The organism is Methylobacterium fujisawaense, from assembly GCF_014138435.1.
Classification (GTDB): domain Bacteria; phylum Pseudomonadota; class Alphaproteobacteria; order Rhizobiales; family Beijerinckiaceae; genus Methylobacterium; species Methylobacterium fujisawaense.
This window is the reverse complement of the sequence record NZ_JACJIM010000001.1, coordinates 497,405-510,973: the sequence shown is the minus strand read 5'-3', so window position 1 is coordinate 510,973 and position 13,569 is coordinate 497,405. Positions and strand designations below refer to the sequence as shown.

Here is a 13,569-nt window from a genome sequence, read left to right as displayed (position 1 = left end):
GGAGCCCGGCATGTCCCACAAGTTCAAGATCGGCCAGCGTGTCTGCCGGCCCCGGCTCGGGACCCCCGGCGAAGCGGGCGAGGTCGAGGTGTTCGAGGTCCTGCGGCTCATGCCGCAGGATCAGACCGGCGAGCCGAGCTACCGGATCCGCACGAAGGCCGGCGAGCGGGCGATCCGCGAAGGCGACCTCGTCGCGGCTGCGCAGCCCTGATCCGGGCGCACCTCAGAGCGTCCGGAACATCACCAGCGCATCGACCGGCCCGAGGTCGGGGTGTCGAAAGGCGCCCGGCAGCCGTCCGACCACGGCGAAGCCGAAGCTTTCCCAGAGTCGGACGGCTCGGACGTTGGTGCTGACCACGAAGTTGAACTGCATCGCCGTGAAACCGCGCGTCCGCGCCCGATCAAGGGCATGCGCGCACAGGGCGCGGGCGATTCCGCGGCCGATCGCGGCCTCCCCCGTCATGAATCCGCAATTGGCGACGTGGGCGCCTCCGCCCGCCTGATTGGCGCGCAGGTAATACGTGCCGACCACCGTCCCCGCTTCCTCCGCCACGAAGGTCTCGCGGTCCGGTCCGGTCCAGTAGGCGAGGGCTTCGGCCTCGCCGAGGTCGCGGTCGAGGGCATAGGTCTCTGCCGCCCGGATGGTCGGCACGATGATGCGGGTGATCGCCGCGTGATCGGTCGCCCGCGCAGGTCTGATGTGCAGGCTCACCCGAATTGCTCCCGCAGGATGCGCTCGTCGAGGCTGTGGCCGGGATCGTGGAGCAGCACGAGTTCGGTGGCGCGGTCGAGGGATGTCTCCACGGTGCAGACGCGGCGGAACTCGGTGTGGTCGGCGACCGCCGCCACCGGGCGGTGGGGCGCGTCGAGCACGTCGATCCGGATGCGGGCGTAATCCGGCAGGAGCGCGCCGCGCCAGCGCCGGGGGCGGAAGGCCGAGATCGGCGTCAGTGCCAGCAGCTTGGCGTCCAGGGGCAGGATCGGGCCGCCGACCGACAGGTTGTAGGCGGTCGAGCCCGCCGCGGTGGCGACGAGTACGCCGTCGGCGATCAGCAGGTCGAGCCGGACGTTGCCGTCGACGGCGATCTTCAGCTTGGCGGTCTGGTGGGTCTGGCGCAGCAGATAGACCTCGTTGATCGCCCGCGCCCGGTGGGAGCGGCCTTCGGTGTCGAGGACGTCCATCACCAGCGGGTGGATGACGCTGCGATGCGCCGTCTCCAGATGCTCCAGAAGGTCGTCGTCGCGAAACTCGTTCATCAGGAAGCCGACCGTGCCGCGGTTCATCCCGTAGATCGGCTTCGGGTTGTCCATGAAGCGGTGGAGCACCTGCAGCATCAGGCCGTCACCGCCGAGCGCCACCACGACGTCCGCCTCCTCGGGCGGGACGTGATCGTAGCGACGCATCAGGGCGGCGGCGGCCTCGCGGGCATGGCCGGTCGGACTCGCCACGAAGGCGATCTTCTGGAAGAGCGCCATGGCTCAGGCGCAGCCGCGCAGGCGCGTCAAAATCGCCTCAGGGTTCACGTCACGGCTCCAGTCTGATGAGCGAACCGCCCGGTTGACGTCCTGGCTTGGCATGGGCCTCACTCTGACGGCACATGCGCAATCGGAGGCATAGCATGGAGCGTCCGCTCCTCGTCTACACCACCTTTCCCGACCTCGCCTCTGCGCTGAATATCGGCGAGGCCCTGGTCCGCGAGCGTCTCATCGCCTGCATCAACGTGATGCCGGGCATGCAATCCGTCTACAGCTGGAAGGGCGCCGTCGAGCGCGGCGCGGAGGTCGCGGCCCTTCTCAAGAGCCGTGAGGGTCTCGCCGACGCACTGACGGCCGCCCTGAAGGCGCGACATCCCTACGACACGCCGATCATCCTGCATCTGCCGGTCGCCGGCGCGGACGCCGACACCGCCGCCTGGATCCTGGCGGAAACGCAGCCGGACGGCTCGGCTGGAGCGGAGCCCCAGTCGGCCTGATTCAATAGGCCGAGCCGCGGCACGACAAACCGCTGTGCGATCACCGCACCCGGGCGAACACCGCTTTGGCACCGATCCGGACGAACGCGCCGGCCCACCGGCGCCAGGACGACCGGGCGGTCCGGCGCCGCGTTGCGGCGATGGACCATGCCGGCACCGAGCAGGCTGTTGCCGGCGAAGGTGACAAGAGCCGCCGTCGCTCCGGCGAACAGGACGGCTGCCGCTGCGCTGCAAGCCGGGCGCGCGCGGTCGTGCGCTGCGAGCCACGACGAGGCGTATCCCGCGATGGGGAGCCCGGCATCCGAAGCCGTCGGATCCATCTGCGCCTCCGACCGGATCCTGCATCTGGCGGTCTGTGGGCGATGAGCGATCCTCGCCCCGATCTGCGGCCGCGGATCGGAGCCGGACCCGTCAGGTTGCCGGCCTCGCTGTCGGGCGTCTGTGGACAAGCCCCCTGCGCCGTCGGACGCCGCATGGAGCGCGTGCATCCGGGTATTTCCTTTGCCTTGCTTCTCGGCGTCGTGAACAGATCTAAGTTTGCATGCAAAGGTTCGATATTAAAGATCGATGTTTCAGATAAAGAAAAGCATCGGAAGTTCGTTGCACGGGAAAAAGATTGAGAAAATCTGGCGGCCGATTGTAATGGGCTGCGGCGCGCGTCGCGCCCGAGACAAAGCCGAGGGGAAACCATGGGATGGTTCAGGATGGCAGACCGCGCCGCTGCGGCTCTGCTGATGTCGGTCATGGGCGCCCTGAATGTTCAGGCGGCCGGCGATCCGAAGAAGGAACCGTTGATGACCATCGAGGCGGCGCCGTCCGGTCCGGCCGGTCTCGCCTCAGCCGATCCGCCCGCCTTGCGGTACGGGGTTCTCTATGCCGACGACAAGGGTCACAGCCATGTCCAATACTGTGACCTGAAGAATTTCATCTTCAAGAGCTACGCGCCTCCGGCAGCGCCGCAATACGTCGGCTTTCCGCCGGGGGAGGTGGCGTCGATCAAGTATGCGGTCCTGCCCGTCGGCTATGTCGGCACGTGGCACACGGCGCCGGGGCCGCAATGGGTGATCACCCTGTCGGGCCGCTGGTCGGTGGAGGCCACCGACGGGAGCGTGCTCGAGCAGGGACCCGGCGAGGTGGAGTTCAACGCCGACATGGGATCGACGCCGCAGGGGGCGGAGGGCCATGTCGGGCACCTGACCCGGCAGGTCGGCGATGTGCCGAACGTTCAGCTCATCGTCTCGCTGAAGCCGTCTTCCGGAAAGGCCCGCAACACCAACCCGTGCCAGCCCTGAACGCGTGATCCGGGCCGGCGGTGGCCTTCCGTCGGCCTGCGCGGGTCAGCCGCCGCTCACGGGATAGCTGCGCCCCTTCCAAGTGGCCGCGCCGGCTCGCTCGCGGCGCAGGAGCACGTTCCACTGGATCGCCAGGGCCACCGCGACCGCCGCCGGGTGGAGCGGGATCGTCGCCCAGGGTGCCCGGACCGCCATCGTGACGGCCGTCCGGGTCGCCAGCGACAGGGCCAAGGCCAGGGCGGCCAGGGCTAGGGCGGAGGCGGGCACCAGCCCGATCAGGCCGGCCAGAATGAGGAGCGGCGGCAGGACCTGGCCGCAGCCGAGCAGGAGCGTCCAGACCGGAAGGGCGCGGGGCGTGGCCATGCCCTCGTGGGCGTTCTTGGAAAAGCCGGCCCAGGCTTGGGTGAAGCCATCGTACATCCGGCACGTCGCCAGCGCGGCGGCGGCCACGAGATCTGTCCGGTAGCCCGCGGCACGGAAGAGGCGGGCCAGGCGGACGCCGTCATGGAGGGACCTGCGGATCGCAGCGTGTCCGCCGACGGCCGTGTAGGCCGCACGATCGACCAAGATCAGCTGACCGCAGGCCGCGCCGAGCGACGGGTCCGGCAGCCGACGCATCAGCGGCACCGGCAGGAAGCCGAGGAGCAGGAAGTCGATCATCGGGACGGTCAGCATCTCGCCGAGCGTGTCCGTGCGCTGCCGGGGTACGCCGCTGACGAGTGCAGCACCGGTGCGGCGGGCCTGGGCCGCCACGGCAGCCGCGGCCTCGGCTTCGAGGCGCACGTCGGCGTCCAGGAACAGCAGGTGGTCGCCGCGGGCGAGGCCGGCCATATGGCTGCAGGCGTGGTTCTTGCCCGTCCAGCCTTCGGGAAGGGCCGGCACCGAGACGAGGCGCAGACGCGGATCGCCGACGGCGCGCACGATCTCCGCGGTCGCGTCCGTGGAATGATCGTCACCGACGATCACCTCCACCGGAACCGATGTGCTGGCGAGCGCCGCCCGCACGGTGGCGTCGATGTTGCCGGCCTCGTTGCGTGCCGGGATCAGGATCGAGACCAGGCTCGTCCCGGTCTCCGGCATGGGCCGGCGCAGAGCCGCGAGATTCACTGCCGCCAGCACGGCCGGCAGGAGGGCGGTGACCAGGCAGAGCAGGGCCAGGGCCGTGAGGATCGAATCGGTCATCGTCCGCGCCGCGCTGGTGTCGAGTCTCGACCTGGGATCGTACGGGGCCGGGCGCGAGCGGAAGGGGTCATCCGGCGCGATCCTGGCCGCCCGCGGCGCGATGCGCCGGATCGAAGCGTCGCCCGGAGAGCCGGGCCGCCACGCGTCGCCACAGATCGTAGAGGCCGCCGACGCCCTTTCGGCCGGAGACCAGGGTGCGGAAGCGTCCGGGTTCCCGGCTGATCACATCGGCGCTCAGACGGTCGAGGGTCGCGGTCAGGTCGGATTCCAGGCGCGCGAGCCGCTGGTCTCGCGGAAGCGCGGCGAGTTCGGATCCGCCGATCCCGGGACCGAAGGCCACGAAGGCGCCGGCGCCGCGCTCGTCCCAGAAGGTGTATTCCACGGCGAGGGGAACGAACAGGGCGTCGGGGGCGATCTCGGCGAGCCGTGCCACGCCGGGCCTCAGTGCCAGCGGCCGTGCGCGGGCATCCGCGAAACGGCCCTGTGCGGTGATCCAGAGCATGCTGTCGGAGGACGCCAGGATCGACCGGGCGGCCGTGAGGAACTGCGCCGCCCCGCGCGGGCTCTCCAGGTCGACCCCGAAGGCGCCGATCCGCTCGAAGATCCGGTAGCGCGCCAGCATCGCGGCGTCGAACGGGGCGCGGCTCCATCGCTCCGGATAGAGGCGGCCGGCCAGCACGACGATCAGCGCGGCGTCCCACCACGCCGGGTGGTTGCTATAGACCACGATCGCGCCCGGATGGCTCGCCGCCGGCGGTGCGCTCCAGAGCGGCAGCCGCACGGCGTCGAGGTGGCGGTGCATATAGCGCTCGAACCACGCCACCATGAAGGCGCGGATTCCGGGCGAGATCGGGGGCAAGGGGGCGCCGCGCGTACCTCTCTCGCCCCCCGGGACGGAGGCGGGAGGTGGCGGCGTCGCCGTCACGCCGAGGCGCGCAGGGCGCCGCGGGCGTCCTGGTCGTGCGCGTCGGCGGCGATCCAGCCCGACATCATCACCATCGGCATGCCGGGACCCGGATGGGCGGCGCCCCCCGCGAGGTAGAGGCCGCGCACCTGCCGCGAACGGTTTCCAGGCTTGAATGCGCCCATCACGCGCCCGTGGGAGGCGAGACCGTAGATCGCGCCGTTCAGCACCTTGTAACGCTCGTGGATGTCCTGCGGCGTCAGGTGGCGCTCGACGACGATGCGCTCCTCCAGGTCCGGCATGCCGCCGGTGCGCTTGAGCTTGTCGAGGATCGTCCGGCGGTAATTCTGGAACAGCGGTCCGTCCGGACGCCAGTCGTGGTGCGGGCGCAGATACGGGGTATGCACGAGGACGTAGAGCGCCTCGCCACCCTCCGGCGCCACGCTCGGATCGGTGGAGGAGGGCGCCGCCAGATAGGCGGTCGGGTCCGGGGCCGGCTCGCCCTTGTTGTAGATGTAGTCGAACTCCTCTTCCGGATCCCGGGAGAAGACGAAGTCATGGTGGTTCAGGTGCTCGTAGCGCTTGTTCAGGCCGAGATAGAGCACCACGCCCGAGCAGGCCGGCTCGGGGTTCTTCTTGGCGTAGACCTTGGCCGCTTCGCCGCCGACGAGTTCGCGGTAGGTGCGGACCGAATCCATGTTGGAGATCACCGCGTCGAAGGGCGTGACGCCGTGGGCGGTCCGCACGCCCCGCACGGCGCCGTTCGCGGTCTCGATTCCGGTCACCTCGGTGTCGGTCTTGCAGGTGGCGCCGAGTTCCTGGGCGAGCTTCGCCAGCCCCTCCGCCACGGCGCGGGTGCCGCCCATCGGGTACCAGACGCCGTCGGCGGTCTGCATGTGCGCGATGGCGCAGAGCACCGCCGGCGCGCCGTAGGGCGAGGAGCCGACATATTGCACGAAGTGGTCGAGCATCTGCGCGAGCCGGGCGTCCTTGACCTTGCCGCGGATCGTCGAGGCGACGGAGGCGTGCATGCGCAGGGAGAGCACGTCGCGCAGCGTGCCCGGGTTCATGTTGGCGCGGATGTTGATCGTGTCGAACAGGTCTTCGACCGGCTTCCAGAAGAAGAACTTTTCCGAAACGCCGTGCAGGTGTTCCGAGATCGAGAGGAACTTCTTGTAGCCCTCGCCGGTGCCGGGCGCGAAGCGCTCCATGTCGCCGGCCATCCGCTCGACGTCCTGCATCAGGTCGATCTGGGTGCCGTCATCGAAGAAGCACCGCCATTGCGGGTCGAGGCGGCGCAGATCCATGTAGTCGTGGACCGAGCGGCCGGCTTCCGCGAAGATCCGTTCCAGCACCCGCGGCACGGTCAGGATGGTCGGGCCCATGTCGAAGCGGAAGCCGCCCTCGTGGAGCACCGCCGCCTTTCCGCCGAGCCAGCCGTTCTTGTCGTAGACCGTCACGCGGTGTCCCCGCGCGGAAGCGACACACGCGGCCGCCAGACCGCCGAGTCCGCTGCCGATAACGGCCACCGTTGAATCCTGGCTCATCCTGATGGGTCGCTCCCCGGGCCTTCCACGAACGTGACCCGCGACAGCGAAGCTAGCCCCGGGGTCGTGCGGGTCAACGCGCCACCCGGTCGCGGCCGCATTCGGTCAATCCTCACCTGTGGACAGCCGGGTCAGAAAGTTGCCGATCTCGCGGCGGCGGCGATCCGCCTCCAGCACTTCCGGCCCCAATCCGTGGCGCCATGCGAGCCGGCGCACGGCTGTGGGCTCGCCTGTCTGAAGGCCTGCGATCTCGTCGGCATAGGCCGCCACCGTCTCCGGATCCTCCGCGAGGCCCGCCGCGACGATGGCCGTGTCGCACAGGCGGAGCATCGCGGCGACTTCGTCCAGGTCGAGTTCGGGATGATACTGCGTCCCCCAGAACCATCCGTCCCCCTGGCGGATCTCGATCGCCTGGATGCCGAGGATCCGGTTCCCGGCAAGCACGCGGGCGCCCGGCGGCGGTTGGAGCACCGCATCCGCGTGGATCGCGGGGGCGTCCCACGTGGCGGGCCGGCCGGCGAGGAGCGGATGGGTCCGGCCCTCCTCGGTCGGGGTAATGGAGCGGGCGAAGCCGTATTCCGGCCCGCGCGGGTTCTCGGCGGCCCGCCCGCCCGCCACCGTGGCGGCGACCTGCACGCCCCAGCACGATCCGAAGATCGCCAGCCCCGCGTCCAGGGCGGCCCGCATCAGCACGAGCTGCCGCCTCACCTCGGGCGTGCCCTCGGAAACTCTGAGCGTCGAGCCGGTGAAGATCACGCCGTCGACATCCGCGAGGGTCGCCGGGAGGGTGGCGTCGGCATCGGCGGGGCTGACGAGATGGCAGCTGATCTCCGGTCGAAGATCCCGGACCACGGCCGCGTAGGACTCGGCCGAGGTTCGGCCGGTGGCCGCGACGTGCCGGTCCCGGGCCGCGCGGTCGTTGCCGTCGGCGATGAGCAGGCGGAGCATGGGAGTTCCGTTGAGCGGGGCCGTGCGGCGGGGAAGCTGCATGTGCGCTCGCGGAGCCGCGGGGAAACGGCGCGGATCGTCGCGGGCCGAGCATGCCGCAGCCCGGAGCGGCTCCCGGAGCCCGTCGCAGGCGACCGGGTCGAAGCGCCCCCGGCCGGACGCACAGGGCAACGACCACGGTGTGACGGATGCCGAGCGCACGGGTCTTGGCGCGGGTCTCGGCACGGGCCAAGGGTCGGGCCAAGGGACGGATCTCCCGTCCATCCCTCGGGCTGTCGAATATTATTTATTCGTTGGCGCATCCAAATGAATGATGCGCATTATCCCGCATACGATTTATATTGGGTCAGATCACTACTGAAATCGGGCTATGCTGGAGGGCGAAATGCCGGATTTCACAGGGATCGAACTCTGTGTCCGAGAGGGGTGGGGTCTCCTCGTCCACGACACGGAAGCCGTCCGTCGCGCGGCGCAGGCGGGCGCCTGCGCGGGGTCTCGCAGGACGGTCGTGCCGAGGCGTGCCGCGATCGACGACCGTCATCCGATGATCGAGCTGAACGGCAATTGCCTCGCCTTCGCGACGCTGCCCGATGCCGTGGGCCGGCCGGTTTCCGGAAGGCGGCCCGGCTGTGCTCTCAGGGGGCACGGCCATGTCGGCGAAGTCCGCGCCTCGGCAACGCGCACCGGGCGGGATTATCCGATGACCTCGGAGGGCTCCCGGCAAGATCCTGACGGGACGAGCGTGGACCCTCCGCTATCCGTTCGGCCGGACTCCCGCAGCCATCCCCTCTCCGGGCAGGCGGGGCTGGAGACGGTGCTGCGGCCGCACCTGCAGTGCGGCGCGCCTGCCGCCTTGGGCGGATCGCCGTGGCGCAGCGCGCCGTGATCGTCTCGGGATCGCCTGGGACGTCTCAGATTCAATCGGTGAGGCGACCACATGTGGAGAGCCCTGCTGATATGGCCGGTGTTGCTCGTGATCGGCCTGACGCTTCCCGCATTCCGGACGCGCTCGACTCCGCCCGTCCATCAGGCGGCCGAGATCGAGGCCCTGGTGAACCGGGCGGCCGAGGCGTTGGAAGACCGCGGCGCCGGGGCGTTCGGAGAGTTCAGACGGAAAGGTAGCGTCTGGCGCTACGGGGACGTCTATCTGTTCGTCATCGACATGAAGGGGATCGTGCTGTTCAATGCCGCGCATCCGAACCGCGAGGGGCATGATCTTCTCGACGAGCGCGACGCCGACCGGAAGCAGTTCCACAGGGACTTCATCGAGGTTGTGGACCGCTTCGGCTCCGGCTGGGTCGATTACATGTTCCCGAAGCCCGGTCAGTCCGTCCCGACCGTGAAATGGAGCTACGTCTGCGCGACGCACGTCGCCGGTTCGGACGCGGTCATCGGTGCGGGCGTCTACGTCGAGTAACGCGGGTCCGATCCGCGCGCCCGATGGCTGCCCTACACGGTCCGCCGCGCCGCCAGGGTGAGGGCGAGGCCGAGCCCGCAGAGCGTCAGCGCGCCCAGCACCGCGAGCGACGGCGCTGCGGCGGAGAACCCTTCGCCGAGCGCGCTCTGATACGCCTCGATCGCCCAGGCATTGGGGGTGAGCCAGCCGGCCTGCTGCAGCCAGGGCGGCATCAGGAAGCGCGGAACCATGGAGCCTCCCACCGCCGAGAGCAGCAGCACTCCGAAGGTCGAGGCGAGGTGCGCCTGCTGGCGCGAGCCAGCCAGCGCGCAGGCAGCGAGCGCGAGGCCGGCGGCCATCGCCGAGACCAGCAGGCAGGTGGCCAGGAAGGCCGGCCAGTGCGGCCCGATCTCAACTCCGTAGAGCAGCGCGGCGGCCAGGAAGATCAGCCCGGCCTGGACGAGACCCTGCAGCGTCAGGAAGGCGAACTTGCCGAGCACGACCACCGGCAGGCCGCCCGGACCGGCCATCAGCCGTTCGGCGAGGCCCGTCTCGCGCTCCTCGACCAGGGACATCGCGCCCTGCATCGCGGCGAAGAGCAGGAACACCGCTGTGATCGCACCGGCATAGTAGCTCACCCGCGCATTGGCGCTGCCAGCGGCGGTGCTGCGCCGCTCCACCAGGGCGGCGAAGCTGAACGGCTCCTTTCTGGCCCGCTGCTCCGCGAAGGCCTCGTCGAGGAAGCGGCGCTCGTCGGGGCCGATCTTGCCCGTGCGCTCGACGTCGGCGACGATCCGCGACAGGACCACGTCGGGCAGCGCCTCGTTCAGGACCCGCTGGAGCTGGCCCAGGGCAATCGGCGTCGCCAACGCCTTGGCGGGGTTCTCCACCAGCACCACCGGTTGATCGACAGACCCGGATGCGGCTTCCGCAGGCGCGGCGATCAGGTCGCCGCGCAGGACCAGCGCCACGTCGACCTCGCCCGCACGAACCGCCTGCGCCACGGCGGCAATGTCGGTGGCGGGCAGGCGCGTCACGCGCAGCGAGGGATCGGCCGCGAGGGCGTCGGCGAGGCGCTCGGTGGCGGCGGTGTGGGCCAGATCGGCCAGTCCGAGATGAATGCGGATCCGGTCGCCGATCGCCCCGGAGAAGATAGCCGCGAAGATCGAGAAGATCACCGTCGGCAGCACGAAGGCCATCACCAGCGCGGCCCGGTCGCGCAGGAGGGTCAGGAGCATCACGCGGAAGGCGGCGGCGATCATCCGGCTGCACCGACCCGGAGCGGCGTGGCCGCGGGATCCGTCAGCTCCCGCGGCCGGAGGGCGTCGAGGTAGAGCGTCTCCAGCCGTGGCGCCCGAACCCGGATCTCGGCCACGGGAACGCCCTGGGCGCGCAGCGCGCCGAGCAGGGCCGCGCCGTCGAGGCCGGAGCGCTCGACGGACCGCCAGACGAGGCCTCCCGCCTCGGCGGGCGCGAACCCGGCCCGGCGTAGCACACCCTCGGCCGGTCCCGTCGCCGGGACGGCGAGGCTCAGCTCCCGCTCGGGGGCGCCCGTGCGCAATTGCGCGAGCAGATCGGCGAGCCGGCCGGCGCGCACGACCCGACCCTGGGCCAGGAACGCAACCCGGGAGGCGAGGCGCTCCGCTTCGGCGAAATCGTGCGTGGCGATCAGGATCGCGGTGCCGGCGGCCTTCAGGCGGTCGAGCACAGCGTGGATCGCGGCCCGGGCGGCGAGGTCGACGCCGCTGGTCGGCTCGTCGAGGAGAACCAGCCGGGGCCGGTTCATCAGGCTCGCCGCGATGTTGACCCGGCGCCGATATCCCCCCGACAGGACGCCCGCCGGGCGTCGGGCCACGTCGGCGATGTCGGCCATGGTCAGGGCGGCCTCCACGGCGGCCTTCCGGTCGCGTCGGGCAACCCCCGCGAGCTGCCCGAAGACGCCGAGATTCTCCGAGACGGTCAGCCGGGGATAGAGGGCGATCTCCTGCGGCACCCAGCCGATGGCGCGGCGTGCGCGTCCCGCGCGATAGGGGTCTGCCTCGGCCACGCGCACCGACCCCGCGCTCGGACACAACCGCCCCGCGACGAGGCGCATCAGCGAGGACTTGCCGGCCCCGTTCGGCCCGAGCAGCGCGAGGGTCTCGCCGGCCCCGAGCTCAAGATCGACCCGGTCCAGGACCCGTCGCCCGCGGAGGTCGAGGCCGACGTCCACGAGGCTGACGAGGGGGCCCTCCATCGTCTCACCGTCTCGGAAGGGCACGGCCAAGGCGCACCCGCAGGGCGGCGCCCGGTTCCCGCAGGGCGAAGGCCGCCTCGGCGAAATCGGGCCGCGCCCGGCGCCCGACGGCGCCCGAGAAGCCGTAGGGCTCCAGCGGCAGGCCGAGGCCGGTCCGGTCGAGGCGTCCGTTGCCGTTGGCGTCCTGATAGGCCGCAACCGCGTAGGTCCCCGGCGGAACGTCCCGGAAGGTGAACAGCGCCCGGTCGGCCGTCGCCGGCGAGTCGTCGCCCCGCAGGCACGACGTCTCCGAAAGACCGCCCTGACAGAGCGCCACGCGCACCTGACCGCCGCCCGGCTCGATCCCGTCGACCTCGACCTGAACGGCGGCGGCCGAGACGGGCAGGGCTGCGGCGCAGAGCCAAGCCGACAGGGCGATCGTCACGCGGCCTGTCGGCCCGCGGCCGTGTCTCCGCCGATCCGTCGCCGCGCTCACGAGGCCTCGCCGGAGGTCGCCAAGGGCGCCGTATCGGGAATGCCCGCCGTGGCGGCGGCGCGGGCGCCGGCCAGTTCCTCGATCAGCAACCGCGCCGAGATGCGGGCACCCTCGTAGATCACCGGCAGGCCGGAGCCCGGATGCGTGCCGCCGCCGACGATGTACAGCCCCGGTCCGAAGCGGTTGTGCGGGCGGAAATACAGCATCTGCATCAGGTCGTGGGCGAGGTTGAAGGTGGCGCCCTCATGGACGGCGAAATCCTCCTCCCACTGGGTCGGATCGATGATCCGCTCGTAGCGGATGCGGGATTCGAGATCGTCGATTCCGAGGAGCTTCAGACGCTCCAGGATCAGCGCGCGGTAGGTCTCCCGCAGCGTCGACCAGTCGATCCCCGCCTTGAGGTTCGGCACCGGTACCAGAACGTAGAGGGCCGTATGCCCGGGGGGCGCCATGCCGCCGTCCGTGTAGCCCGCGTGCTGCACGTACAGGGAGGGCTGCATCGGCAGCGTGCCCTCGGTGATCTCGCGGATGTTCTTCTCGTAGCCGTCGGCCAGGAGGATCGTGTGATGCCCGAGGCTGTCGGGCATTTTCCCCTCGAGGCCGAGATACAGCATGAAGGTCGAGCAGGAGAGCCGGGCCTTCTGGATCTTGGCGTCGCGCCAGCGCGGCCGGTGCCGCTCCGGGACGAGGGCGCGGACGACCTTGGCGAAGTCGCCGTTGATCATCACCGCGTCGGCGTTGAAGGTTTCGCCGTCCGCCACCAGGCCGCAGGCGCGCTTGCCGTCGAACAGCACCCGCTCGACCGTGCTGTTCAGCCGGAGATCGACGCCCATGCGGCCGGCCAAGCCCGCCATGGCCTCCGAGACGGCCCCGCAACCGCCCACGGGGTGGTAGACCCCGTGCTCGTATTCGAGGAACGACAGGATGGTGAACAGGCTCGGGCACCGGAATGGCGACATCCCGAGGTATTTGGTCTGGAACGAGAAGGCGAGGCGCACCCGCGGGTCGGCGAAGTGGCGCTTGAGGTCGCGGTCGACGCTCCGGCCCGGATGCAGGTAGGGCAGGGCAGCCAGCATCGCCGGGCTCGCCATGCTGCGCAACGTGTGGAAGGCCTGTTCGAGGACCGGCTTGAAATAGTTCAGCTTGGTGCGGTTCTCGGCGAAGAAGGCTTTGACGTTCTTGGCGTCGTCCGGCGCGAGGCGGGCGATCTCCTGCTCCAGGCGCCCGACATCGCCCGTGGCGCTGATCGTCCCCGAAATGCCGTCCTGCCCCTCGAAAACGAGGTGGTACTGCGGGTCGAGCCGCTCGAGCTTGACGTGGTCTTCCAGCCGCTCCCCGCAGCTCGCGAAAATGTCCGCCAGAATCTGCGGATACAGGAAGAACGTCGGTCCGATATCGAAGCGGTATCCGCCGGGCGCCTCAACGGTTTTCGTCCGGCCGCCGACTTGGGAATCCTTCTCGAAGATGGTGACATGGATCCCGGCCCGCGCCAGGAGCAGGGCAGAGGCAAGCCCACCTGGCCCGGCCCCGACCACGGCCACCCGGCGCCCGGTCAGCGCTCGCAACCCATCCCCAGACTGAAGCAACGTCCCCGACTCCTCACAGAATCCCGACAC

At 70.3% G+C, this 13,569-nt stretch carries 16 protein-coding genes; 6 read left to right on the top strand and 10 right to left on the bottom strand.

The genetic code is table 11. The features are described 5' to 3' along the window. The first annotated feature begins 10 nt into the window (after positions 1-10). Complete coding sequence (locus tag GGQ91_RS02420; RefSeq protein WP_043350192.1) at positions 11-211, top strand: hypothetical protein; 201 nt, start codon at positions 11-13, stop codon at positions 209-211. A gap of 12 nt (positions 212-223) precedes the next feature. Here the strand turns inward: GGQ91_RS02420 and GGQ91_RS02415 are convergent, their stop codons facing one another. Together GGQ91_RS02415 and GGQ91_RS02410 are read right to left on the bottom strand one after the other, a co-directional pair. Beyond that, complete coding sequence (locus GGQ91_RS02415; protein ID WP_182591477.1) at positions 224-706, bottom strand: GNAT family N-acetyltransferase; 483 nt, start codon at positions 704-706, stop codon at positions 224-226. 2 nt (positions 707-708) lie between these two features. After that, complete coding sequence (locus GGQ91_RS02410) at positions 709-1,476, bottom strand: NAD kinase (RefSeq protein ID WP_043350190.1); 768 nt, start codon at positions 1,474-1,476, stop codon at positions 709-711. Between the two features lie 143 nt (positions 1,477-1,619). Here GGQ91_RS02410 and cutA point away from each other — a divergent pair, with 143 nt between their 5' ends. From cutA to GGQ91_RS02395, 3 genes are all read left to right on the top strand, one after another. After that, positions 1,620-1,973 (top strand): divalent-cation tolerance protein CutA, encoded by a 354-nt coding sequence (gene cutA / locus GGQ91_RS02405; protein WP_043350188.1) that lies wholly within the window; start codon positions 1,620-1,622, stop codon positions 1,971-1,973. 140 nt (positions 1,974-2,113) lie between these two features. After that, entirely contained in the window at positions 2,114-2,593 is a 480-nt protein-coding gene (locus GGQ91_RS02400; protein ID WP_182591272.1) for a hypothetical protein, read from the top strand. An 84-nt stretch (positions 2,594-2,677) separates the two neighbouring features. Next, positions 2,678-3,265 carry a cupin domain-containing protein gene (locus GGQ91_RS02395; RefSeq protein ID WP_244447714.1) on the top strand — a complete coding sequence of 196 codons (588 nt, stop codon included), beginning with the start codon at positions 2,678-2,680 and terminating at the stop codon, positions 3,263-3,265. 45 nt (positions 3,266-3,310) lie between these two features. On the opposite strand, the gene GGQ91_RS02390 is transcribed toward GGQ91_RS02395, so the two are convergent. The 4 genes from GGQ91_RS02390 to GGQ91_RS02375 form a co-directional block, all read right to left on the bottom strand. Continuing rightward, entirely contained in the window at positions 3,311-4,447 is a 1,137-nt protein-coding gene (locus GGQ91_RS02390) for a glycosyltransferase family 2 protein (protein WP_182591271.1), read from the bottom strand. 67 nt (positions 4,448-4,514) lie between these two features. Then, entirely contained in the window at positions 4,515-5,273 is a 759-nt protein-coding gene (locus tag GGQ91_RS02385) for a lysophospholipid acyltransferase family protein (RefSeq protein WP_182591476.1), read from the bottom strand. A 95-nt stretch (positions 5,274-5,368) separates the two neighbouring features. Next, positions 5,369-6,898, bottom strand: coding sequence for a phytoene desaturase family protein (locus tag GGQ91_RS02380; RefSeq protein ID WP_043760156.1), 1,530 nt, complete (start codon positions 6,896-6,898; stop codon positions 5,369-5,371). A gap of 105 nt (positions 6,899-7,003) precedes the next feature. Then, the gene (locus GGQ91_RS02375; protein ID WP_043760158.1) at positions 7,004-7,846 is read right to left on the bottom strand and encodes a type 1 glutamine amidotransferase; all 843 of its coding nucleotides are present in this window, start codon (positions 7,844-7,846) and stop codon (positions 7,004-7,006) included. 544 nt (positions 7,847-8,390) lie between these two features. Here GGQ91_RS02375 and GGQ91_RS02370 point away from each other — a divergent pair. Both GGQ91_RS02370 and GGQ91_RS02365 read left to right on the top strand, forming a co-directional pair. Next, positions 8,391-8,732, top strand: coding sequence for a hypothetical protein (locus GGQ91_RS02370; RefSeq protein ID WP_182591270.1), 342 nt, complete (start codon positions 8,391-8,393; stop codon positions 8,730-8,732). Positions 8,733-8,810: 78 nt separating this feature from the next. Next, on the top strand, positions 8,811-9,263 hold the full coding sequence (locus GGQ91_RS02365) for a cache domain-containing protein (RefSeq protein ID WP_236952780.1): 453 nt from the start codon (positions 8,811-8,813) through the stop codon (positions 9,261-9,263). 32 nt (positions 9,264-9,295) lie between these two features. On the opposite strand, the gene GGQ91_RS02360 is transcribed toward GGQ91_RS02365, so the two are convergent. The 4 genes from GGQ91_RS02360 to crtI are packed head-to-tail and all read right to left on the bottom strand — an operon-like array spanning position 9,296 to position 13,539. Then, positions 9,296-10,504, bottom strand: a complete 1,209-nt coding sequence (locus GGQ91_RS02360) for an ABC transporter permease (RefSeq protein WP_043350171.1) — start codon at positions 10,502-10,504, stop codon at positions 9,296-9,298. Further along, positions 10,501-11,478, bottom strand: coding sequence for an ABC transporter ATP-binding protein (locus tag GGQ91_RS02355; protein WP_182591269.1), 978 nt, complete (start codon positions 11,476-11,478; stop codon positions 10,501-10,503). The genes GGQ91_RS02360 and GGQ91_RS02355 overlap by 4 nt, the downstream gene beginning before the upstream one ends. Before the next feature lie 4 nt (positions 11,479-11,482). Further along, positions 11,483-11,902, bottom strand: a complete 420-nt coding sequence (locus GGQ91_RS02350) for a DUF2141 domain-containing protein (protein ID WP_043350167.1) — start codon at positions 11,900-11,902, stop codon at positions 11,483-11,485. Between the two features lie 47 nt (positions 11,903-11,949). Beyond that, positions 11,950-13,539, bottom strand: coding sequence for a phytoene desaturase family protein (gene crtI, locus GGQ91_RS02345; RefSeq protein WP_043350165.1), 1,590 nt, complete (start codon positions 13,537-13,539; stop codon positions 11,950-11,952). Positions 13,540-13,569 lie beyond the last annotated feature (30 nt).

What these genes read in the sequence shown, in the direction of transcription:
- GGQ91_RS02420 (WP_043350192.1), top strand. Translation starts at nt 11, where the DNA reads ATGTCCCACAAGTTCAAGATCGGCCAGCGTGTCTGCCGGCCCCGGCTC.
- GGQ91_RS02410 (WP_043350190.1), bottom strand. Translation starts at nt 1,476, where the DNA reads ATGGCGCTCTTCCAGAAGATCGCCTTCGTGGCGAGTCCGACCGGCCAT.
- cutA (WP_043350188.1), top strand. Translation starts at nt 1,620, where the DNA reads ATGGAGCGTCCGCTCCTCGTCTACACCACCTTTCCCGACCTCGCCTCT.
- GGQ91_RS02400 (WP_182591272.1), top strand. Translation starts at nt 2,114, where the DNA reads ATGGACCATGCCGGCACCGAGCAGGCTGTTGCCGGCGAAGGTGACAAG.
- GGQ91_RS02395 (WP_244447714.1), top strand. Translation starts at nt 2,678, where the DNA reads ATGGCAGACCGCGCCGCTGCGGCTCTGCTGATGTCGGTCATGGGCGCC.
- GGQ91_RS02390 (WP_182591271.1), bottom strand. Translation starts at nt 4,447, where the DNA reads ATGACCGATTCGATCCTCACGGCCCTGGCCCTGCTCTGCCTGGTCACC.
- GGQ91_RS02385 (WP_182591476.1), bottom strand. Translation starts at nt 5,273, where the DNA reads ATGGTGGCGTGGTTCGAGCGCTATATGCACCGCCACCTCGACGCCGTG.
- GGQ91_RS02380 (WP_043760156.1), bottom strand. Translation starts at nt 6,898, where the DNA reads ATGAGCCAGGATTCAACGGTGGCCGTTATCGGCAGCGGACTCGGCGGT.
- GGQ91_RS02375 (WP_043760158.1), bottom strand. Translation starts at nt 7,846, where the DNA reads ATGCTCCGCCTGCTCATCGCCGACGGCAACGACCGCGCGGCCCGGGAC.
- GGQ91_RS02370 (WP_182591270.1), top strand. Translation starts at nt 8,391, where the DNA reads ATGATCGAGCTGAACGGCAATTGCCTCGCCTTCGCGACGCTGCCCGAT.
- GGQ91_RS02360 (WP_043350171.1), bottom strand. Translation starts at nt 10,504, where the DNA reads ATGATCGCCGCCGCCTTCCGCGTGATGCTCCTGACCCTCCTGCGCGAC.
- GGQ91_RS02355 (WP_182591269.1), bottom strand. Translation starts at nt 11,478, where the DNA reads ATGGAGGGCCCCCTCGTCAGCCTCGTGGACGTCGGCCTCGACCTCCGC.